The sequence below is a fragment of the Bradyrhizobium sp. Gha genome, assembly GCF_900113735.1.
Classification (GTDB): Bacteria; Pseudomonadota; Alphaproteobacteria; order Rhizobiales; family Xanthobacteraceae; genus Bradyrhizobium.
Window position 1 is genome coordinate 20,239 of record NZ_FOQM01000002.1, and the last position, 21,927, is coordinate 42,165.

The 21,927-nt window shown below is 62.1% G+C and carries 19 protein-coding genes and 1 tRNA gene; 10 read left to right on the forward strand and 10 right to left on the reverse strand.

The annotated features are described in order from the left end of the window. Positions 1–92: 92 nt before the first annotated feature. From BM222_RS03230 to rpmH, 8 genes are all read right to left on the reverse strand, one after another. Entirely contained in the window at positions 93–788 is a 696-nt protein-coding gene (locus tag BM222_RS03230) for a pyrimidine 5'-nucleotidase (RefSeq protein WP_092226858.1), read from the reverse strand. Between the two features lie 13 nt (positions 789–801). Beyond that, positions 802–1,788, reverse strand: a complete 987-nt coding sequence (locus BM222_RS03235; protein WP_092226859.1) for a DUF1036 domain-containing protein — start codon at positions 1,786–1,788, stop codon at positions 802–804. A 155-nt stretch (positions 1,789–1,943) separates the two neighbouring features. Then, positions 1,944–2,831 carry an acetylglutamate kinase gene (gene argB, locus BM222_RS03240; protein WP_092226860.1) on the reverse strand — a complete coding sequence of 296 codons (888 nt, stop codon included), beginning with the start codon at positions 2,829–2,831 and terminating at the stop codon, positions 1,944–1,946. Positions 2,832–3,072: 241 nt separating this feature from the next. Next, positions 3,073–3,432, reverse strand: a complete 360-nt coding sequence (locus BM222_RS03245) for a DUF423 domain-containing protein (RefSeq protein ID WP_177242980.1) — start codon at positions 3,430–3,432, stop codon at positions 3,073–3,075. After that, positions 3,432–4,085 carry a ribosome biogenesis GTP-binding protein YihA/YsxC gene (yihA, locus tag BM222_RS03250; protein WP_092227257.1) on the reverse strand — a complete coding sequence of 218 codons (654 nt, stop codon included), beginning with the start codon at positions 4,083–4,085 and terminating at the stop codon, positions 3,432–3,434. The genes BM222_RS03245 and yihA overlap by 1 nt, the downstream gene beginning before the upstream one ends. 106 nt (positions 4,086–4,191) lie before the next feature. Further along, on the reverse strand, positions 4,192–6,039 hold the full coding sequence (yidC, locus tag BM222_RS03255) for a membrane protein insertase YidC (RefSeq protein WP_177242981.1): 1,848 nt from the start codon (positions 6,037–6,039) through the stop codon (positions 4,192–4,194). 16 nt (positions 6,040–6,055) lie between these two features. Next, a complete protein-coding gene (gene rnpA / locus BM222_RS03260) occupies positions 6,056–6,511 on the reverse strand; it encodes a ribonuclease P protein component (RefSeq protein ID WP_092226863.1) in 456 nt (151 codons plus the stop codon). A gap of 28 nt (positions 6,512–6,539) precedes the next feature. Next, the gene (gene rpmH, locus BM222_RS03265; RefSeq protein ID WP_008542748.1) at positions 6,540–6,674 is read right to left on the reverse strand and encodes a 50S ribosomal protein L34; all 135 of its coding nucleotides are present in this window, start codon (positions 6,672–6,674) and stop codon (positions 6,540–6,542) included. Positions 6,675–7,119: 445 nt separating this feature from the next. Between rpmH and BM222_RS03270 the strand changes: the two genes are divergently transcribed. Both BM222_RS03270 and BM222_RS03275 read left to right on the forward strand, forming a co-directional pair. Further along, a complete protein-coding gene (locus tag BM222_RS03270; RefSeq protein WP_092227258.1) occupies positions 7,120–8,562 on the forward strand; it encodes an ATP-binding protein in 1,443 nt (480 codons plus the stop codon). A gap of 231 nt (positions 8,563–8,793) precedes the next feature. Beyond that, a tRNA-Arg gene (locus tag BM222_RS03275) sits at positions 8,794–8,870 on the forward strand. A gap of 249 nt (positions 8,871–9,119) precedes the next feature. Here BM222_RS03275 and BM222_RS03280 read toward each other — a convergent pair. Continuing rightward, complete coding sequence (locus BM222_RS03280; RefSeq protein ID WP_092227259.1) at positions 9,120–9,662, reverse strand: recombinase family protein; 543 nt, start codon at positions 9,660–9,662, stop codon at positions 9,120–9,122. Between the two features lie 266 nt (positions 9,663–9,928). On the opposite strand from BM222_RS03280, the gene BM222_RS03285 reads away from it, so the two are divergent. The 8 genes from BM222_RS03285 to BM222_RS03325 all read left to right on the forward strand — a co-directional run bounded on the left by BM222_RS03285 (position 9,929) and on the right by BM222_RS03325 (position 20,691). Continuing rightward, the gene (locus BM222_RS03285) at positions 9,929–11,119 is read left to right on the forward strand and encodes a hypothetical protein (protein ID WP_092226864.1); all 1,191 of its coding nucleotides are present in this window, start codon (positions 9,929–9,931) and stop codon (positions 11,117–11,119) included. Positions 11,120–11,146: 27 nt separating this feature from the next. Further along, positions 11,147–12,574: a methyltransferase gene (locus tag BM222_RS03290; RefSeq protein ID WP_177242982.1), complete on the forward strand. Its 1,428-nt coding sequence runs from the start codon at positions 11,147–11,149 to the stop codon at positions 12,572–12,574. Beyond that, entirely contained in the window at positions 12,558–13,034 is a 477-nt protein-coding gene (locus BM222_RS03295; RefSeq protein WP_092226866.1) for a GNAT family N-acetyltransferase, read from the forward strand. Before BM222_RS03290 ends, BM222_RS03295 begins: the two co-directional genes overlap by 17 nt. Positions 13,035–13,096: 62 nt before the next feature. Continuing rightward, positions 13,097–14,320: an amidohydrolase gene (locus BM222_RS03300; RefSeq protein ID WP_092227260.1), complete on the forward strand. Its 1,224-nt coding sequence runs from the start codon at positions 13,097–13,099 to the stop codon at positions 14,318–14,320. 125 nt (positions 14,321–14,445) lie between these two features. Beyond that, on the forward strand, positions 14,446–15,069 hold the full coding sequence (locus BM222_RS03305; protein ID WP_092226867.1) for a LysE family translocator: 624 nt from the start codon (positions 14,446–14,448) through the stop codon (positions 15,067–15,069). 957 nt (positions 15,070–16,026) lie between these two features. Then, a complete protein-coding gene (locus BM222_RS03315) occupies positions 16,027–17,709 on the forward strand; it encodes a tannase/feruloyl esterase family alpha/beta hydrolase (RefSeq protein WP_244547000.1) in 1,683 nt (560 codons plus the stop codon). 258 nt (positions 17,710–17,967) lie between these two features. Then, positions 17,968–18,825 carry a carotenoid biosynthesis protein gene (locus BM222_RS03320; RefSeq protein WP_177242983.1) on the forward strand — a complete coding sequence of 286 codons (858 nt, stop codon included), beginning with the start codon at positions 17,968–17,970 and terminating at the stop codon, positions 18,823–18,825. A gap of 177 nt (positions 18,826–19,002) precedes the next feature. Then, complete coding sequence (locus tag BM222_RS03325; RefSeq protein ID WP_092227261.1) at positions 19,003–20,691, forward strand: methyl-accepting chemotaxis protein; 1,689 nt, start codon at positions 19,003–19,005, stop codon at positions 20,689–20,691. A 41-nt stretch (positions 20,692–20,732) separates the two neighbouring features. Here BM222_RS03325 and BM222_RS03330 read toward each other — a convergent pair whose 3' ends face one another. Then, positions 20,733–21,830 carry a glycoside hydrolase family 3 N-terminal domain-containing protein gene (locus BM222_RS03330; protein ID WP_092226871.1) on the reverse strand — a complete coding sequence of 366 codons (1,098 nt, stop codon included), beginning with the start codon at positions 21,828–21,830 and terminating at the stop codon, positions 20,733–20,735. Positions 21,831–21,927: the final 97 nt, after the last annotated feature.

Genomic DNA, 21,927 nt, shown 5'->3' on the forward strand with positions numbered 1-21,927 from the left:
CGCGAAAGCGGGTGATCCAGTACGCCGCGGCGGTCGCGATAAATCGAGATGGCGGTGATTACTGGATACCCCGCCTTCGCGGGGTATGACGGCTACTTGGGGCGGGACAGCGCGGCCAAAAACCCCGCCAGATCATCCGTGACATAGTCGACATGGGCGGCATCGCGGCCTTCCAGCTCCCAGTCCTCGCGTACCACTTCCTTGGTGCCGTCAGGCACCACCAGCACCGTGGTCATGCCGAGGTCATGCGGGACGGCGAGGTTGCGGGCGAGATCTTCGAACATGGCTGATCTGGTCGGGTCGACCGCATGTTGGCTGAGGAATTTCTGATAGGTCTGCGCCGCCGGCTTGGGCTCGAATTCGGCGGCGATGATGTCGAACACGCCATCGAAATGCGAACCGAGGCCGAGCCGCGCCAGCACCGCATCGACATGGTCGACCGAGCCGTTGGTCAGGATCAGCTTGCGCCCCGGCAGCTTTGCGATGGCCGCCCCCAGCGCCGGGTTCGGCTCCAGCGGCGAATGATCGATCTTGTGGACGTAAGCGAGATAATCGTCGGCGCGCACGCCATGCAGGGTCATCATGCCGCGCATGGTGGTGCCGAAGCGGCGGTAATAATCCTTCTGGATCTTGCGCGCTTCTTCCGGCGTGACGTTCAGCCAGTTGCAGACGAACTCGCCGATTCTGGCATCGACCTGCTGCCACAGATTGACGTGGTGCGGGTAGAGCGTGTTGTCGAGGTCGAACACCCAGGTATCGATACGGGCAAAGGCGCGGGGTGATTTCATCAAATTCTCTCGATCACGGCAACGCAAAGCGCAACGTCTTGCCGCCGCTCGACATGTCCACCGCGCCGAATCCGGTCGCCGCAAATCCGCGCGCGCCGCAATCGGTCTGCTCGACGGTCTCGAACTTGGTCTCGCGGGTGCAGAGCTGCTTGTCGCCTCCCCAGTTCAGCGGCTTGTCCTTCAGCTTGATGGCGCGGTTGTCGCTGTCGACGGCTTCCGCGAAGCTGAAGATCTGCTTCGGCTGCCCGGTCACGTCGGGATGCAGGCACGTTTTGGGGTCGATGCGATACCAGCCGCGGCTGGTCACCGACTTGCCGTCGTCGGTCGCGACCGCTGCCATCACCTTGTGCGGCGTGTCGTTGCACCAGGTGAGACCACTCGGGGACGGCGTCTGCGCGGCTTCGACCATGATCTTGAAGAAGTTTTGCGAGCCGACCACGTCGGAGGACAAGCCGCGGCTCTTCAGGAAGGCTGCGAGGGCGGCCTGCGTCTTCGGTCCATCGACGCCGTCGATCGCGCCGATATCGTAGCCCGCGATCACCAGCAGCCGCTGGATGCCGGCCAGCCGCGCCTGCTCGTCGTCATATTCGGAATCCTCGGCGAGATAGGCGACGAGATTGCCGTCGTCGCCTGTCGTCGGGGTAATCTGGGTGAAGGGCGCTTGCGTCTGGCCGCTGCGGCACTGGCGCGCCGCGGCGATGACGAAATTGTCCGGCGCCACGCACAGCATGTCGTTGCCGTTCTGCGGGATGGGAGACGCGCCGTAGATGCCGAGCGCGCGGGCATTGAGGAGGATGCGGTCGGCGGTGAGCGTTCCCTGCACCACCACGCGGCAGGTGGCGGGATCGATCCTGAACCAGCCCCGCGTCGCGGTGGCCGCCTTGTCGTCGATGCCGATCGCGGCCTCGACCACATAGGACATGCGGTTGCAGATCTTGAGATCGGCAATGGCCGGTGCGGAGGAGAAGACGAACGACACCGCTGCCGCCGGCAGCGTCATCAGGAAGCGCGCGAGGGGAGTGCGGCGCGTGCGCAAAACTCTCCGCTCGTCATGCCCGGGCTTGACCCGGGCATCCACGTCTTGGCCGTCAGAAAGGTCGCGGATGGCCGGGACAAGCCCGGCCACGACGTTCTTCCTTCGGGGCGTCCGGCTCTTCACTTGTGGATCAGCGTTCCCGTGCCCTGGTTGGTGAAGAGCTCGAGCAGCACCGCGTGCTGCATCTTGCCGTCGATGATGACGACGCCCTCGACGCCCTGCTCGAGCGCGTAGATGCAGGTCTCGACCTTCGGGATCATGCCGCCGGAAATGGTGCCGTCTGCAATCAGCTTGCGCGCGTCCTTCACCGAGAGCTGCGGGATCAGCTTCTTCGACTTGTCGAGCACGCCGGGCACGTCGGTGAGCAGCAACAGGCGTTTTGCCTTGAGCGCGCCGGCGACAGCGCCGGCAAACGTGTCGGCGTTGATGTTCAGCGTCTGGCCCTCTTTCGAGGTCGCGAGCGGCGCCAATACCGGGATCAGCTCGTAGCCGATCAGCTGGTTGAGGAGCGTCAGATCGACCTTCTCGGGGTCGCCGACGAAGCCGAGATCGACCGCCTTCTCGATGTGCGAGTCCGGATCGATGATGGTGCGCGTCGTCTTCGACGCCTTCACCATGTTGCCGTCCTTGCCGGAGAGCCCCACGGCCTTGCCGCCGGCTTCGTTGATGTAGCCGACGATCTGCTTGTTGACCGAGCCTGCCAGCACCATCTCGACGATCTCGATGGTCGCGGCGTCGGTGATGCGCAGGCCGGCTGCGAATTCCGAGACGATGCCGAGGCGCTTGAGCATGGTCGCGATCTGCGGCCCGCCGCCGTGCACGACCACAGGATTGATCGCAGTCTGCTCCAGCAGCACGATATCGCGCGCAAAGTTCTTCGCGGTCTCCTCGTCGCCCATGGCATGGCCGCCATATTTGATGACGATGGTTTCTTCGTCGTACTGCTGCATGTGCGGCAGCGCTTCGGACAGGATGCGGGCCTGGTCGAGCGGGGAGATTTCGGTCATGGGGCGGATCTCGCTGGCGGGACTAACGCGGCCTGCGTTCTATCCGATTGGCGGGCGAGGCGCAAAGCGTTGGTTCTTTCCCGCTCGCCTTGTGGGAGAGGGTGGCTCGCCGCAATAGCGGCGAGACGGGTGAGTGGTTCTCTCGGCACGCAAAGCTCGTGCAATAATGCTCGTGGGAGCAACCCCTCATCCGGCGCTTCGCGCCACCTTCTCCCACAATCGGAGAAGGAAGAAGAAGTCGCTATTTGCCCTTCACCGCGGCCGCCAGCGTCACCGCCAGCCAGCTCAAAATCATCAGCGTTCCGCCTGACGGTGCGGCCATCGGAAACAGCTGATGGCCGGCATATTGCCGCAAGGTGAGGTCACCCGCGAACAACGCGGCGCCGATCACGAAGCCGAATGCGGCGATCAGGCCAATTCCGCCATGCAGAAGGCCGCGCGCGAGCAAGGCTGTCACCGCCAATATGGCAGTTGCATGAAACAGCAGCATGGCGCTGGCGGAGGCAAGCCGGCTGGCGTCCGTGCCGTGGGCGGCGGCGGCGGCCAGCGCGACGCCGGCGGCGCCCATCAGGCCGGCGAGCGCGATCAGCAGGCGCGCCATCACTTGGTCCGCTCGTCCAGCAGCTTCGCCATGGCGGCGCGCAGTTCGGCCATGCCGGTCGAACTGCGCGACGAGGTCGCGATCACGTTCGGGAACGCAGCCGGATGTTTCGCGAGAGCGGCTTCCGTCTCCGTGATGCAGGACTGGAGTTCGGCGGCCTTCACCTGGTCGGCCTTGGTCAGCACGACCTGGTAGCTGACGGCCGAGCGGTCGAGCGTCTTGAGGACTTCGAGATCGACGTCCTTCAGTCCATGCCGCGCATCGATCAGCACATAGACGCGCGCGAGCGAGGCGCGGCCGAGCAGGAATGTGTGGATCAGCTCGGTCCAGGACGCGACCTGGCTCTTCGGTGCCTTGGCATAGCCATAGCCGGGCATGTCGACGAGGCGCAGGTCGGTCTTCCCGGGAACCTCGAAGAAGATCAGTTCCTGCGTCCGCCCGGGCGTATGCGAGGTGCGCGCCAGCGCGTTACGCCCCGTCAGCGCGTTGATCAGGCTCGACTTGCCGACATTGGAGCGTCCGGCGAAGGCGATCTCCAGCCCCGCCATCGGCGGCAGCGTCTGGATCGAGGGCGACGCCCAGATGAACTGCCAGTCGCGGGCGAACAGCTTTCGCCCGGCTTCGAGCAGCTTCGCATCATTGTCGTCGGTCATGCGAAGCTCTTTGCTTGCTGTCATTCCGGGGGCGATGCGGAGCATCGAACCCGGAAGCTCGAGATTCCGGGTCTGGTGCTTCGCACCATCCCGGAATGACGGAGTCTTACGTCGCCTTCCTCGCGAACGTCGCCTTGAGATTGTCGAACAACTCCACCTTCACGCCGTTGCGGCGCATGATGAAGCTCTGCTGGAGCACGGAGAGCGTGTTGTTCCAGGCCCAGTAGATCACGAGGCCCGCGGGGAAGCCCGCCAGCATGAAGGTGAAGATCACCGGCATCCAGTTGAAGATGACCTGCTGCGTCGGATCCGGCGGCGTCGGGTTCAGCTTCATCTGGAACCACATCGTGACGCCCATGATGAGGGGCCAGATGCCGAGATGCAGATAGTGCCCGAACATCGGCAGCGCGGTCGGATCGTAGTGCAGCAGGCCGAACAGCGTGAACAGGTTGGTCGGATCGGGTGAGGAGAGGTCCTTGATCCAGCCGAAGAACGGCGCGTGCCGCATTTCGATGGTGACGAACAGCACCTTGTAGAGCGAGAAGAACACCGGGATCTGGATCACCACGGGAAGACAGCCGGCGACCGGATTGATCTTCTCCTTCTTGTAGATCTCCATCATCTCCTGCTGCTGCTTCACCTTGTCGTCGGGATAGCGCTCTTTCAGCGCCTGAAGCTGCGGCTGGACCGACTTCATCTTCGCCATCGAGGCGTAGGACTTGTTCGCCAGCGGGAAGAACAGCAGCTTCACGATCACGGTCACGAGCAGGATCGAGATGCCGAAATTGCCGAAGAAGCGGTAGAAGAAGTCGAGCCCGAGGAACATCGGCTTGGTGATGAAGTAGAACCAGCCCCAGTCGATCAGGAGATCGAAATGGTTGAGGCCGAGCGCCTTGTTGTAGCCGCCGAGCCCTGCGAACGGGAACACGCCGACGACGCCGGCTTCCTTGGCACCGGCGAACAGCCGCGCATTTGCGGTGGCGGTGCCGCCGATCGCGACCGTGACGGGGTCGAGCAGATAGTCGGTCTGGTAGGTGTGGACGTTGCCGGTGAGGTTCGAGGAGAACTTCGCCTGGAGCTGCGCACTGGTGTCGGGCAGCAGCGCCGAGGCCCAGTACTTGTCGGTCATGCCGAGCCAGCCATTGGTCGCCTTGAAGCTGACTGACTTGGCTTCGTCGATCTTCTTGTAGGCGTATTCCTGCAGGCCATCGAGATAGCCGATCAGGCCTTCATGCAGGATGTAGTAGCCGGAGACCTGCGGCGTGCCGTGACGCGAGATCAGGGCGAACGGATAGAGCGTCACCGGCGCGTTGCCGACATTGCTCACGTCGTCCTTGATGCTGAAGAGATAATGGTCGTCGACCGAGATGGTGCGGCGGAAGCTGAGGCCTTCGCCGTTATCCCACTTCAGCACGACAGGCGTCGTCGGCGTCAGGCTGCCGCTGCCGTCCTGCTGCCAGACGGTCTGGGCATCAGGCAGCTTCGACGTCACGCCCGTCGCGGGCACCCAGCCGAACTCGGCGTAATAGGGCTCTGCCGTGCCGGAGGGCGAATAGAGAATAATCGGCGGCGACTGCGGATCGACGGTCTCGCGGAATTGCAGCAGCGCGAGGTCGTCGATGCGGCCGCCCTTCAGCGAAATGCTGCCGGCCAGACGTGGCGTGTCGATCTTCACGCGGGGGCTGGCGGCAATTGCGGCCTCGCGGGCGACGACCGGCTGGGCCGGCTGGTTCGCGCCCGGCGCGGCGGTCGGCGTCGACGTGCTGCCGGCCTGCGGCGTGGCGCCCGGCGTTGCGGAGGCCGTCGGTTGCGGATTGGCCTTCTGCAGTTCTGCCTGCGCCTGTTGCTGGGCGCGCTGCTTCTCCATCGCCGGCACGTTGTAGAAGTACTGCCAGGCGATCAGCACCAGGCCGGACAGAATGACGGCGAGGATGGTATTGCGATTGTCGGTCATCACTATGGTCTCGTCATCAATCCGGTTTGCGGCTGGTCGCGGGAGCTGGACCGTCGGTTCTTGGGCCGCGTCCTTTTTGCGTATGCCGCGCGGCTTTCGCGAGCGCCATGCGCAGATCGTCGAGCATGGTCGTGAAGTCGCGCGAAAGCGCGTCCCTGCGGCCGACTAGCACGTAATCATGATGGGGATGCATCGATACCGGATCGAGCCGCTTCACCAATTCGCGAAGCCGGCGCCGGATGCGATTGCGCTCGGGGGCGTTGCCGTTCTTTTTGGTAACGGTGAAGCCGATCCTGACGGGGCCAAGATCGCCGCGGCCAAGATCGTCGCGGCCAAGGCTTTGGTCAAGGCTTTGGTCAAGGCTTTGGTCAAGGCTTTGTCGGTCAAGGCTTTGCAGGACGAACGCGGGACTATTCACCCGCGCGCCATTGGCAACGGCGAGGAAATCCGCTCGCTGCCTCAGCCGATCCATGATGAAATCCCGGGAAAGGGGGTCCGGCTCAGGCGCTCAGACGCTTGCGGCCGCGGGCGCGGCGGGCGGCGAGAACCTTGCGGCCGCCGGCAGTCGCGAGGCGAGCACGGAAGCCGTGACGGCGCTTGCGCACCAGTTTGCTGGGTTGATAAGTCCGCTTCACGGGTTTTTCTCCGCTGACCGGGCAATTTGCCTGTAGAATTGATGATAAAGTCCGGAAGATGCGGCCCCAAACGAGCCATTTCCGGCCCCAGAAGAGCCGCTCCCGGTGTCGTACCGGGTCATCGCGGACAATTTGCGCGGCTTATAAGCGAGCGTCTTGTTTTCGTCAACGCCGCAAGATCGCCCGGTTCCGGTGAATATCACTGTTTCCTAGGGGTTTTTAACTCTTGAGGTGGCGGATAGAAGGATCAGCGCCTACATCCGACCTCGGCAGATTAGCGATCCGTAATTTGACCGGCCCCCGGGCGGGTCGCATCCTCCACCAGCCAATGCCAGCAGGGGCGAATTCCGTGGCAGCGACGGACCTTCAGCAGCGGAGCCAGGATCTGGAGCAAGCTCTGGATCAAGATCTGGATCGGCCAGCGGACCAGCCGGATTCGTCGGCGATGCGGTCCCGTGGCCCGGGCGGGCTTGGGCTGTCGGGCAAGCTGTTGCTGCTGACCGTCCCGCTGGTGATGATCGCGGCCGTGCTGCTCTACGTGCCTGCGATCGCGAACTTCTGGGTCAACCGGCTCAACGACCGCGTCGCCGCGGCCAACACGGCGGCGCTGGTGCTCGATGCGGCGCCGCTCGGCATGGTGCCGGATTCGCTGTCGCGGCAGATCCTGAAAAGCATCAATGCGCGCGCGGTCGCGATCAAGATGGGCCAACAGCGGCGGCTGCTCGCCAGCGACAATCTGCCTGCGACGATCGAGCACGACGTCGATCTGCGTGACCTGACGGTGTGGCAGGCCATCACCGGCTCGTTCCAGATGATGCTGGAGACCGGCAACCAGCCGATCCGCATCGTCGGCCCCGGCGTCGGCGATGCCCAGTTCATCGAAATCGTCACCGACGAGCAGCCTTTGCGGCAGTCGATGTACCGCTTCTCCCGCAACGTCGTGGTGGTCGCGCTGATCATCGGCGTCCTGACCGCCGGCCTCGTCTATCTCGCCCTTCATTATCTCTTCGTGCGGCCGATGCGGCGGCTGACCGCGAGCCTGGTCGGCTTCCACGAAAACCCCGAAAGCTCGGCGCGGATCATCGTGCCGAGCCAGCGCAGCGACGAGATCGGCGTCGCCGAGCGCGAACTGTCGGACATGCAGCGCGACCTGATGTCGATGCTGCATCAGAAGAGCCGGCTCGCAGCCCTCGGCCTCGCCGTCTCCAAGATCAATCACGATCTGCGCAATCTCTTGGCCTCGGCCCAGCTGCTGTCGGACCAGCTCGCCAGCGTGCCCGATCCCAGGGTGCAGCGTTTTGCGCCGAAGCTGGTGCGCTCGCTCGAGCGCGCCATCGCCTTCTGCCAGTCGACGCTGTCCTACGGCCGCGCCCAGGAGGCCGCGCCCGATCGCCGCATGATGCTGATCGAGCCCGTCGTGCTCGAGGTGCGCGAGACCGCGGGCCTTGCCAGTGACGCAACGATCGCCTGGGTCACCGCCATCGAGCGCGGCCTCGCGGTCGACGCCGATCCCGACCAGCTGTTTCGCGTGCTGCTCAACCTCGTCCGCAATGCCGCCCAGGCGCTGGAGAGCCATGCCTCCGGCGACGGTGGTCCGCAGCAGATCCGGATCACCGGAAAGCGCGAAGGCGCGGTTGCCATCCTGGAAGTCTCCGATACCGGCCCGGGCGTGCCCCAGAAGACCCGCGAGCACCTGTTCGAGGCGTTCCAGACCTCCGGCCGCCCCGGCGGCAGCGGGCTCGGCCTCGCCATCGCCGCCGAGCTGGTGCGGGCCCACGGCGGCGACATCCATCTGGTCGAAGGCACCATCGGCGCCACCTTCCGGATCGTCATCCCCGACCGCCCCGTGGAACTCCTCTCTGTCCGCAACGAGCGGGCGCGGGCCTGATAGGCCAGCGGCCGATCCTTCCGGCGCCCGTGCCTACCCACCATTCGTCATTCCGGGCCTGACCCTTCGGGTCATCCCGGAATGACTGCAGCGTGTGAAAATACGCCAAAATCTCCCCCTCCCGGACCTTGCCAACGCCGGCAAGAGCGGTTAGTCAGAGCGCTCTTTCGCACCCCTCCGGCGCTGTCCGGAGGCTGCCTGCGGGCCCAGCCCGCACTGTCAGCGAAAAACGCGCCCGTAGCTCAGCTGGATAGAGCATCAGACTACGAATCTGAGGGTCGGACGTTCGAATCGTTCCGGGCGCGCCAGTCGCACAAGCTCTCATTGAGCATCAAGAAGTAACGCAGATACAAGCGCTTAGCTGCCGCCGTCACAAGCGGTAGGTCAAATCGTGCGCGTGTTGATGGGCGTCATTAAGGAAAGACACCGGACGTGGTGTGCCCGCAAGGCAGTACCAGAGAAGCCGAAGGCCTTGCCCTAAATTGCAGCCCCCATCTCAGCGAGATGACGTTACTCAGGGCCGTGGCGGCGCTCAACAAGGAACTGGTTTAGTCTGGTCAGGCCTCAAGAGCACGGTAGACCGACGCCCGACCAACCTTGAGAGTCTTGGCGATAGCTGAAGCACCCATGCCCTCCGCCTTGAGTGCCTTCACCTTGGCGGTGTCGATGGAAGCCTTGCGCCCTTGGTAGACCCCGCGTGCCTTGGCGTCCGCAATACCCTCGAGCTGCCTCTCTTTGCGAAGGTTGGTCTCGAACTCGGCAAACACACCGAGCATGTCGAGGAAGCACTTGCCTGCTGCGGTGCTCGTGTCGATGGGTTGCTCTGTGGCCTTCAATGAGGCGCCGCGCGCTCTGACTGTGCGTACAATGTCATGAAGGTCACCGATGCTGCGCGCGAGCCGATCAATACGCGTTACCATCAGCACGTCTCCGGCGCGTAGGAAGTCGAGCACGGTGCGAAGCTCCTCGCGGCCAGCAGTTGTGGTGCCGCTGCTCTTCTCCGAACGGATCAGGTCGCAGCCTGCTGCGCGCAACGCGTTCTCTTGAAGGTCGAGGTGTTGATCGGTGGTGCTCACACGGGCGTACCCGATGATGGTCATTTGCCGGTCGTGTCTCATTAGGGTTTAGAGCTTGAGACATTGCTGTCTCATAACTCAAAAGTCAACCCTATTGAGACGCTATTGGTATCTCAGGCGAATGTCTCGCGAGGGTAGACCCAACCGAACACCGTCCTCTTCGTGGCAAAGGGCTCTGGCAGCGCGTGCATCGCCTTAGTTCTCCACCGGCCCATCCGGGTACTCAGGTTGCGTCGCTATTTATGCGAGTGCTATCTGGGAACTCGCAAGAAGAGGGCAGAGGGCAGGGAATGGCACGCAAGGGAAGGGCTACTTCAGAGAGCATCGCAGCCGCAAACGAGAAGGTTGAAAAGGAGGTCGCGCGACGGAAGCGTACAGTGCGCAGCTTCCCGGCGGCGCCCTTCGAAGACAGCATCGACTTCGTGAAGAGTATGTTCGAGTTCGGAAGCGGTGAAGCGGTCCGCAGGCTGTCGCTGTTCGACCATATCAGCAAGTCGCCAGATAGTGGCGCGAGCCGCATGCTGGTAACAAATGCCAACAAGTACGGGCTCATCAAGGGCAATTACGCGAGCGAAACGCTCGAGTTGACGCAAGATGGTGTGCGTACTGTTGACCCGCAGATACCCGCACGAGACCAGCTTCGTGCAAAGATCAAGCTCTCGATAGAGGACATCGAGATTTTCGCAAAGCTCCATGAGAGATTTGTGGGAAGGGCTTTGCCAGCGAAGACGGCTTTGATTGATACAGCCGTGGAGTTTGGCGAAAGCAGAGATGCCGCTCCCGAGGCCGTCGAGACATTCATCCTCAATGCCCGCTATGTCGGCCTCTTAGCGATGCTGTCCGGTGCTGAACGGCTCGTTTCTAAAGACGCTGCGGTGGATGCCGTTCAACAGCCTGCGGGACAGACGCCCTTAGGAGCGGTTCCGTCGTCCATTCTACCGCCCACAACTCCACCGGCCGGTGCTGTGATCACAGCAGACCACGCCAAATTCGAAGCCACGTGCTTTTACATCAGTCCCATTGGCGCCGCTGACAGCGAGTATCGCCAGCATTCCGATCTCTTCATGGGCACGCTCATCGAACCGGCCGTCGCATCGTTCGGTTTGTCGCTTGTGCGGGCCGATCAGATAGACAAGCCAGGAATGATCACCAAGCAGATCATGGAATTTCTGGTTAAGGCCCGGCTCGTAATTGTCGATATGTCTTACCACAATCCCAATGTGTTCTATGAGCTCGCCATCCGTCACATGATGCGGTTGCCCATCGTGCAGATTGTTCGGAAGGCGGACACGATACCATTCGACGTCAACCAGATGAGGACCGTCATCATCGACACGTCGGATATTTACTCGTTCGCGCCGCGCATTGGCACGTACCAAACGGATATATCCTCGCACATCAGGCGAGCGCTCGAAGCTCCAGAGGCGGTCGAGACCCCAATATCCACTTTCTTTCCGACACTCCGTGCGGCCCTCGCGTAGATGCGCTCGATGCTGAGGAAGCCGTTCGTGTCCAAGCAAATGGGCCAAGGGAGGGGGAAGCACGTGCCGCATCCCGAGGGACTTGGTAGGTATTTGCGCGCCGCAGGGCTGGGCGACGCGATCGATTTTGAAAGGAGAATGCAATTCGATCGCTTCGAGCCGTGGATGAGCGGAGTGTCTATGCAAGAGGGCGCTGCCGCATCGCTGTACGAAACACTTCACTGCGGTCGAACATCTCGATCTACTGACATTCCAGCTTCCCAGCGAAGCGCGTTAAGCGAATGCAAACTCGCTCAGTTCAGCGATGGGGAGATGCTACCCGGGCGATGGCGCCTCTCGCATTTTAGGAATCTATTCTGCGCGTCAGACGCTGCTCTGGAGCGAGCTTCGCAGGTCTATGTCGGTGACGATTCCTTACTATTCTCCCGCTTTCTACTTTCGTTGCCGCGAGCGGATCGTGGCTTGGATATCGGTTCCGGCAGCGGACTTTCCACCGTTGCCCTGGCTCAAAACTGCGGGAGCGTAGTCGGCATCGACGTCGTCGCGGAATGCTCAGAAGCCGGGTATCTTACTGCGGGCCTCAATGGATTGGATTCGCGTTGCTCCTTCTTAGCAAGTGCGGTGGAGCAATTTACGCCACAAGCCAGATTTGACACAGTGGTTGGGAATCCCCCCGGCGTCCCTGTGCCCGCCGGCATAGCCTATAGCCCAGCCGGAAACGGCGGCGACGATGGTACGGTCAACGTCCTTCGCTTTCTTGAGGCTGGAGCAGAGCTTTGCCGAGCGGACGGTCTGCTGGCGATGCGCTTTCAATCAGTTGGAAGCGCTCGTGAAATCTTAGCAATACGAAGAATCGCGGATATAGCGCGTGCTAGGAGTTGGGACGTCGAGTTCTTTACCGACATTTTTGTCCCGATAGAAGTACGAACCGCGCTGACGGTTCGCAATGCGCAGTCGCTCAATCCTGGTCTTCCAAAGGACGAGCTTCTTGCGCGCCTTGACCGAGAAATGAAACGGTTGGGTGCAACAACGTACTCATCGTCGCTAATGCGCGTTCGGTTGGGTGGGAGTGGCCAAGTGACGAGCCAGGCGCTCCACACTGGCTTGTCACTGGACGCGCGCATCCGTGGTCGCCGGAGCCCCCTTGCGCGGTCTGACATTGATCGCACGCTTCAGAAATTCATCATGGCAATCGGAAATATGCCAGGAATTTATTGGCGACTGGCTGATTGGACCGAGCTTACGAAAATGATCCAAGAATTCGCAACAATTTGCCAATCAATCGTCGGCTCGGAATCTCCCCGCGAGGCATTGGCACGGGTCTATCCTCTTTCGCTGACCGGCCCGTATGTTCGCCCTCGCGCCCTCTCCATTCCGTTTTTGGCAGCGGTTAAGTCATTGTGTCTCACGGGCATCATCGAGCTTGAGGAAGAAATACATGCAGCTACCGATTAGGATCGCGCTGGACAATCCGCTCGACCCTCAGGTGCGCCAGATGATTGCCGAAAGCGATGAGTACTACGCTGCTCTCTATCCGGCGGAGAGCAACCACCTTTTCGATCCGGTCTCCCTCTGCGCGCCCAACATTTCCTTCTATGCGGCCCGTAGGGGGAACGCACTCATCGGTTTTGGCGCCGTCGTCGCCATTGGCGGATACGGCGAAATAAAGCGGATGTTTGTCGACCCGAAAGCTCGTGGGGAAGGAGTCGGGCGGCAACTCTTGGAGGAAATAGAGCGCCGCGCGATGGTGCTAGGGTTGCCGGTACTGCGCCTTGAGACTGGGGTTCGGCAACCGGAGGCGATCTCGCTATACCGGAAACATGGCTTCCAAGAGATCGCACCATTTGGCAACTACAAAAGCGATCCACTCAGTATATTTATGGAAAAGAAGTTGCCAATGCAATTGGCGAACTAGCTTAAAGATAGGTCAAGAGAATGGAAATCGCTCGTTCCCTGCGCGCGAACCCAGCCAGCGGGATGGGAGATGCGCCTTTGAATTCCATTTGCGCCGCTTCTGAACTCGTCGATCATCTGACACTTCACCAAGCTGCGCTTACGGATCTTCGCCGAGAACTGCACGCGTGTCCTGAGCTGGGTTACAAGGAGGTTCAGACGGCCTCAACGATTGCGCAACGACTGCGAGCAATCGGGGTAGATGAAATACACCAAGGTATCGCTGGGACGGGGATAGTCGCGGTCCTGCGCGGTGAAAAAGGAGATGGCCCTACCGTTGGATTGCGAGCCGAACTCGACGCTCTGGCTATGGAAGAAGCAAACGAGGTGCCATGGCGGTCGAAGAGGTCGGGCAAAATGCATGCGTGTGGCCACGATGGGCATATGGCCGCTTTAGTGGGAGCGATGGGTTACCTAGCTAGACACCGACAGTTCCCTGGCAAAATCTGCGCGATATTCCAACCGGCAGAGGAGGGAGGCGCGGGAGCCAAAGCCATGATCGCTGAGGGACTGCTAGAGCGCTTCGCACTTTCGAGTGTTTACTCTATTCACAATGCACCTTGGATTCCGTTTGGCGAGGTGGTCGCGAATGCTGGACCAATGATGGCTGCGGCCGACCGACTTGAGATACTCATTGAGGGAGGAGGTGGCCACGGTGGGATACCTCACAAAGGCACCGATGCGATCCTCGCCGCAGCAGCAGTCATTCAGTCTGTCCAAAGCATCGTTTCTCGCAGTATCGATCCGCTCGATGCAGCTGTTGTCAGTTTTGGGGGAGTTTCGGCGGGAAGTATGGAGCAGTACAATGTGCTTCCTAGATGTGTTCGAATGATCGGCACCGTGAGAACATTCCGGCCGGAGGTCCAAGATCTTATCGAGGATCTGCTCCATCGTACCGCTGCGAACACAGCGTCGGCATTCGGCGCAAGGGCCGTTGTTAAATTTATGCGCCGCTATCCCGCGACGATCAACGCGCCAGAAAAGGCGGCGATCGCATTGAGTGCAGCCGAGCGGCTATTCGGAGCTGAAAAGGCTCGTAAGGAAATGCCGCCCAGCACGGCGGGAGAAGACTTCTCTTTCATGTTACAGGCGCTGCCCGGTGCCTACATCTGGCTCGGACAGGGCACCGGAGAACAGTCAGAGAGTCTCCATAGCCCGCGCTATGATTTCGATGATCGCTTAATTGTTCCTGCTGCAGCGTTGTTCGTACGAATAGCTCAGGAGGAGCTTGCACCTCGGCAGGCCTAACGGATGTGCGGAAGATCATCAGATCGTCGAGACCGATCGGAACAAGCGGTGGTCATTCACTCAACGCAGCAACCAAGCTCACTGAGACCGCGGCTACAGTGCGCAGTCGAGGATAGGGGTCTAGAATGACAGTGTACTTCGGAACTTTGGTCAGCATTGCGCTGATACAGCTCTTAGGAGCAGCAAGTCCAGGGCCGAACTTCTTCATTGTTACGAGCTATTCGTTAGCCGGATCGCTTAGGCGCGGCCTGCTGGCGGTAACCGGCATTGTGGTGGGTTCTCTGTGTTGGGCCCTCCTGGCCGCAGCTGGTCTAGGTGTGCTGGTTACCGCGACGCCTTCGCTTTATGCCGCCCTTCGAATTGCAGGTGCCGCCTACCTGATTTGGGTCGGCGTAAAGATGCTGTTTGGTGCCAGTCCCTCCCGAGGCGGCGTTTCCCAACTTGATGCAATCGATACAGATTGGCAGGTGGTCCGCGCGGGCTTCTTGACGAACATGGCAAATCCAAAATCCATCGCGTACTACTCAAGCATATTTGCAGCAGTATTTCCGGCGGATCCGCCAGCGTGGTTGTTCTGGGCAGCAGTGAGCACTGCGGTGGCGGTCTCAGCCATATGGTGGATTTCGGTGGCAACCCTATTTTCGCTTATGCCGGTGCGCCGTGGGTATGAACGATTCAAAACCAAAATCAATACCGTTCTTGGGATGGCGTTAGTCTGCCTTGGCCTTCGCATGGCCATTCTTCGTTGACGCAGCTTGCCGGACAATGCAGGGCGCGAACCGTCGGATATGTATGATTGTCTATGTGGGCCACCATAGGGCTGCCGGGGCCTTGCGTAATGCATACGACGGCAATTCGGCCGCCAATTCCGACGGAAATCGGCAACCATCCGATCGAATCCGGCCACCCTGGTGAGACCGGCCCTGATTCTCTCGACGACGACCGAATCATCGAAGCGCGGATCATCGGATCATCGGATCACCGGCTCTACGGCATCTGCTGCTCGCCAAGAGAGTACCGGCGGAAGTTCGAGAAATGTTGAGTTCGTGGGCGCTCTTGGCGTAAGCGCGAGCGCAGATCACCGTCACCGTCGGCATCGGGTGATCGACGGTTGCGGCGTCGGTTTCGACGCGTTGGCAGTCCGCCGGCCAAGGCGCTCTGCGTCCGCAGACTTCGAGATAAAGTTTATCTAGATATTTCAATTACATACAAGTTCGCAGTTTTATTCTGAATGGCGCGCCATTTCGCAATACGCCATTGGCGCCGAAACCCGCCGTTGCTCCCATCCAAGCCGTCTGATTGCATCCGGCCGGCCACGCAGTCCGGCACTCTCGATGTCTTGCGACGAGGCGGGGCTGACACCGCCGGGCCGCAGGCGGCGAACGAAGCCGCATCTCGACCGCGCAATACGGCCGCAGCGATCGATCTGACCAATCCGGTGCGCTTGGGTCCCCATTTGAGATTGGGAATTTCCACGGGCCGGTTGGTTATTGCGGCTCATAGCCATCCGATGTCGCGGACGTCGCGCGGGCGCTCGCCAGGCGGAGCAGGCGTAAAGCGCTATTCCCGTCATGCCCCTCATCCGGCGCATCGCGCCACCCTGTTCCATACCGGGCGAACGGACGGGTCTCCAGGTTCTGAACCCTTGTCAAAATACAGGAGTGAAGTAATAATTATAGAAGATAATTAATATGGGAGGGACCGTCGTGAAGACTGGCTTGATATCGACCACCGCGCTGGTTGCGCTCTTGGGATCTACGGCTCTGGCTCGCGCTGATGGAGAGGCCTGCTCAAAGGTCACCACCGCGTCGCTGGCCATCTCCGGCGTCGAGATCACGGGATCGAAGATGCAGGAGGCCGCGGATGGCCTGGCCAAGCATTGCATCGTGACGGGGCTCGCCAACAGGCGCACCGGCGCCGATGGGAAATCCTATGCCATCCAGTTCGAGCTTCGCCTGCCGGCCGAATGGAATGGCCGCTTCCTGCACCAGGTGAACGGCGGCAATGACGGCGTCGTCGTGCCGGCGCTCGGCGACAAGCCTGACGGTTTTGCTTCGGGCGGCATGGTGCCGCTGGCGCGCGGCTTTGCGGTGCTGTCCTCCGACAGCGGACATTCCGGCGCTGATCCCGCGAACCAATCGCTGGGCCTTGCCGCGGGAGCGGCCTTCGGCCTCGATCCACAGGCGCGACGCGACTATGGCTATGCCGCCGACATGACGCTCGCGCCGGTGGCGAAGCAGATCATCGCGCTGCATTACGGCCGCAAGCCTGATCGCTCCTACATGGCCGGTTGCTCCAATGGCGGGCGCCACGCCATGGTCGCGGCCTCGCGCATGCCGGAGAGCTACGATGGCTTCCTTGTCGGCAATCCCGGCTTCGATCTGCCGCGGGCTGCGATCCAGCACGCCTGGGACGTGCAGGCCTTCCTGAAGGCCGATCCGGATCTGCGCAAATCGATCACGAAGGAGGACGCGCAGCTCATCGCGTCCCGCATCACGGAAGCCTGCGACGCGCTCGACGGCGTCAAGGATGGCCTGACTGCCAATCTCGCCGCGTGCCAGAAGGCGTTCGATCTCAAGAGCCTGACCTGCACGCCGGGCCAGACCAATGCGTGCCTGCCCGAGGCCAAGGTCGATGCGCTCAGGATGAGCCTCGCCGGGCCGAAGAACTCCAAAGGCGAGGCGCTCTATTCCGACTGGCCTCTCGATGGCGGCATCGGCACCGGAAATTGGCGAGCCTGGAAGATCGAGAGTCCCGTCGCGCCCTGGAACAATTATCCGATCATCGCCACCATGGGCGCCGCATCCTTGAACTACATCTTCTCCACGCCGCCGGTGGCGGTCGAAGGCAGCAACGACAAGCTGATCGACGCGCTCAAGGCCTATGATTTCGACAAGGACGCGCCAAAGATCTTCGCCAAAAACGATACGTTCACGGAATCGGCCATGGACTTCATGACGCCGCCCGACATCGACGATCCCAAGCTCGCGGCCTTGCAAAAGGCGGGCGGCAAGATGTTGATCTATCACGGCCAGGCCGATCCGGTGTTCTCGGTGAACGACACCATCCGCTGGTACGGCCGTCTCGACAAGAACCTGCAAGGTCATGCCGACGGCATCGCGCGCCTGTTCACCATCCCCGGTGAAACCCATTGCGGCGGCGGCGTCGCGCTCGACAAGTTCGATGCGCTCACCGCGCTGACCGATTGGGTGGAAAAGGGCAAGGTGCCCGATCGCATCATCGCCTCCGCCAATCCCGCGAACAAGGAAGTGCCGGCCTCCTGGAGCCCGACCCGCACGCGTCCGCTGTGCCCGTATCCGAGCTATGCCGCCTATTCGGGTCAGGGCGATAGCGAGGACGCCGCGAACTTCGTCTGCAAGACGCCCTAGCCATCTTCGCCTCTCCGCTTGCGCGGAGAGGCCGATTGCATCGACGTTGCAATCCGGGTGAGGGAAGCTTTCGTGAATCGCATGCCCGGTGTCGTCGCTCCGCTCGCAATGACCGGAAGGAGCGACGCCGTCCCTCGTGTCCCGCCGTCATAGTCGGACAGCCATTCCGCCGCGTCGGTCCCTTTCTTGCGCTGCTTACGCGGCGCACCTACGCTGTGCGCCGTTCTCTGCCATCGCATGACTGACGGATCGCACGCAATGACACCACAGAATGCCGCCCGCAGGCGGCAGGACATCGCGCTTTGGCTGGCCATTGGCGGCATTCTTGCAACCGCCATCGGGTTTTCCTGGAATCCAACCCCGGTTGCGCAAGCGCTCGCGGCAATTTTCATTGCCTGCGCAGTGGTCCATGCCGCCTTTGCCTATGGTGCGCGGCGCGCCTTGATCCTGTTCGTTGCTTGCAATGCAATTGCGTTTGCGATGGAAAACCTCGGTGCCGCCACGGGCTTTCCATTCGGCGTCTATCATTTCGAGGTCGGCGCGGACTTGCCGCATGTCGGACTCATTCCGATCATCGTCGGTCCGCTATGGTTCGGGGCGGGCTATTTCTCGTGGGTGGTCGCGTCAGTTCTGCTTGATGGTGCCGACCGTCAGCTCGATCGCCCTTTCAACTTGATCGCCCTGCCTCTCGTCGCAGCGTTCGTGATGACTCAATGGGATCTCGTGATGGATGCCCCCAACGCGACCATCGCCCGGGTCTGGATATGGCACGACGGTGGCGGAGTATTCGGCGTTCCTCTCTCCAACTTTCTTGGCTGGCTTCTCACGTCATGGCTGATCTTCCAGGCCTTCGCACTCTACCTGCGTCGCAGCGGCCTCCGGCCGGATGCACGCATTGGCCTCAGGTTGCCAGCGACCGGCATCCTTTTCTATGTCGGCGCCGGCCTCACGCACCTCGTGCCCTGGATAATGGGACAGACTGGCGAAGCCGTCGATGCCAGGGGGTATGGCTGGCAGGTCCACGACATCCGCGAAGCCACTGTCGCGATCCTGCTTTTGACGATGGTCTTCACCGCGTTGCTGGCGACGCTACGCCTCATGCGTCCCATTCCCTAGGGCGGTTCGTGGTCGCGGCTCACCGCCGATCCGAATTTGCGGAAGTCGCGCGTTCTCCAACGTCGCGCCTCGAGCGTATCCGAAACGACGACAAGGACGGAAGTCGCATCCTTAACGTAGCTCTAACGAGTGCTCCGTAAGGCTTTTGCGCCGCAAACCTGGCACCGGAGCGCAATGATGAAACTGATCAACAATCTCCCGATCGCGGCAAAATTGGGCGGGCTTATCGTCCTCGCATTGCTGGGCTTGGGGGTTGCGGGGCTCCAGGCTGCGCGCCTGATGAGCGACCAACTCCTCGCCGACCGGACCGAGCAAGCGCGCACGATCGTTGATATCGCCAAGAATGTCGCGCTCGAACTCCAGAAGCAGGTCGATGCCGGTCGGATGACCAAGGAGCAGGCGATCCAGGAGTTTGCCAAGCGCACCGCAAGCATGACCTACGACAAAGGCGAAGGTTACCTCTTCGTTTACACGATGGACGGCGTGCTGCTGGCGCATCCCGACTTGAAGCTGATCGGTACAGATCGGCTCGATGCCGTGACCGGCGGCCGCAAGCTGATTCGCGAGTTGCGCGACGGCGTGGCCTCCAACGGTGAGGTCACGTTGAGCTATGAACACACGAAGGCGGGCGAGACCCGGCTGTCGCGGAAGCTGACATACGCGGCCGGCATTCCGGGATGGAGCGTGTTCGTCGGCACAGGCGCTTACCTCGACGATCTGGAGGCCAAGCTTTGGCCGATCATCCGATCGTTGGGCTTCTCGATGCTCGTGATCGCCTGCGTGACCGGGCTCGCCGCCTGGCTCACCGCACGCGGGATCACCGTTCCACTCGGGCAGCTGCGAGACAGCATGCGCAAGCTCGCGAGCGGCGACCTTCAGGTGACGGTCTTCAACGGGGGGCGGCGTGACGAGATCGGCTCGATGGCCGAGACCGTTCAGGTGTTCAAGGACAACGCCATCCGTATCCGGGGGCTCGAGCAGAAGGAGGCTGAAGCGCAGCAGCAAGCCGTCGCCGATCGCCGTGCGGCCGTGCTGGCGCTTGCCGACGGGTTCGAACGCAGTGTCGACGGCGTGGTGCGCGCTGTCGGCCTCTCCGCGGGAGAGATGCAGAGCGCCGCAGAATCCATGACCGTGACTGCCGGCGACGCCAGCGAGCGCGCGGCCACCGTAGGCCAGGCTTCCCAAAAGGCCCTCGGCAACGTGCAAGCCGTTGCTGCGGCGGCCGAGGAGCTTTCGGCCTCCGTTGCCGAGATCTCGCGCCAGGTGGCGCAATCGAGCGAGGTCGCGCGCCCCGCCGTCAGCGAGGCAGAGCAGACCAATTCGACGGTGCAGCAATTGTCGGGCGGCGCCGAGAAAATCGGAGCGGTCGTGCAATTGATCCAAAGCATTGCCGAGCAGACCAATTTGCTGGCGCTCAACGCCACCATCGAGGCTGCGCGCGCCGGCGATGCCGGCCGGGGCTTCGCGGTCGTGGCATCCGAGGTCAAGGCGCTGGCCACTCAGACCGCCAAGGCGACGGAGGAAATCTCGACGCAAGTGTCGAACATGCAGGCGACCACAGGTGAAGCGGTCGTGGCGATCAATGGCATTGCGGGGACCATTGGCAAGATGAGCGAGATTGCGATCGCGATCTCGTCTGCGGTGGAAGAACAAGGCGCGGCGACGCAGGAGATCGCTCGCAATATCCAATCCGCCGCGCAGGGCTCGAGCGAGATCACAAGCCATATCGGCGGGGTGAGCGAAGCGACTACGGCCACCGGCTCCGCCGCCTCCGAAGTGTTGCGCGGCGCGCGCGAACTCGACCAGCAGGCGGGAACGCTGCGCACGGCGGTGGACGGATTCCTGCGCCAGGTTCGCGCGGGCTGAAAGCCGAGGCGTCAGGTCGGGGCCCGGGCGCCGGGTTATCCCTAGACGACCTCGACGGTCGCCGCCTCGAATTGGGTGCCGGCCGCACGGTGGCGGGCGAGAACCTCGCCTGACAGCTCCGTGACCTCGTTTTGCGCGCTGCCGTCAAGCATCGTGCGGACGCGCTGGCTCGACGCCTTCAGCACATCGGGCTCGAGCTTGCCGGAATCGACGCCGTTGATGATCGATTGCGCGAGGAAGCGCGCACGTTCGGTGTCGGTCAGATGCGAGCAGATCATCAGCATGTCGTTGCCGGCGGCCATGAAGCGCGCGCCGGCGTCAGGCGCATCGAGCCGGCCCGCCATCGCGCGCATGCCGACGTCGTCGGACACGATCACGCCGCGGAAATTCATGGCTTCGCGCAGCAGCCCGTGCGTGATCGCGCGCGACAGCGTCACGGGATCGTTGGGGTCGAGCTTCCGGTAGAGGATGTGCGACGTCATCATCATCTCGATCCCGCCCTCGATCGCGGCGGCGAACGGCTTCAGCTCGCGCGCCTTGATCTGATCGAGATCGAGATCGAGCACCGGCAATTCGTGATGCGAATCCACCTGGGTGTCGCCATGCCCCGGGAAATGCTTGCCGCAGGCCCGGACGCCGCGGCGCTCCATCGCCTTCGCGAACGGCAGCATCGACTTGATGACGTCGTCAGCCGAGCGGCCGAACGCGCGCTCGCCGATCACGGGGTTGGCGGGATTGGAGTGAATGTCCAGCACCGGCGCGAAGTTCAGGTTGCAGCCGAGCGAGGCAAGCTCGGCGCCCATGGCATCGCCGACCTGCTCGGCGGTGCCGGCCCAGCGCGCCGCGTAGGAAAAGCGCGTGATCGGCGCCGGTGTGCGGCACACGCGCCCGCCCTCGTGATCGATCGCGATGAACTGCTTGTCGCGCTGCGAGGCGTCGCGAATGGCGGCGATCAGGTCGCGGTGAACAGACAGCCAGTCCCGATAGGGCAGGTCGTGACGGAAATTGCTCTTGTAGAGGGTGACGCCCGCGGGCCTGAGATCTCTCAACAGCGCGCGATCGCGGTCATCGAGGACGCTCGTCGGCTTCAGCCCGATGAAGAAATGGTCACCGACCGTTGCAAGAAGGGAATCGCTCATCCGCCGGGCCGCCACAGATTGCTGGGGTTGATTGAGATGGAGCTCGACGCCACGGGAACAATCAGCTCCTGCACGAGCCTTCGAACCGCCCGCGTCG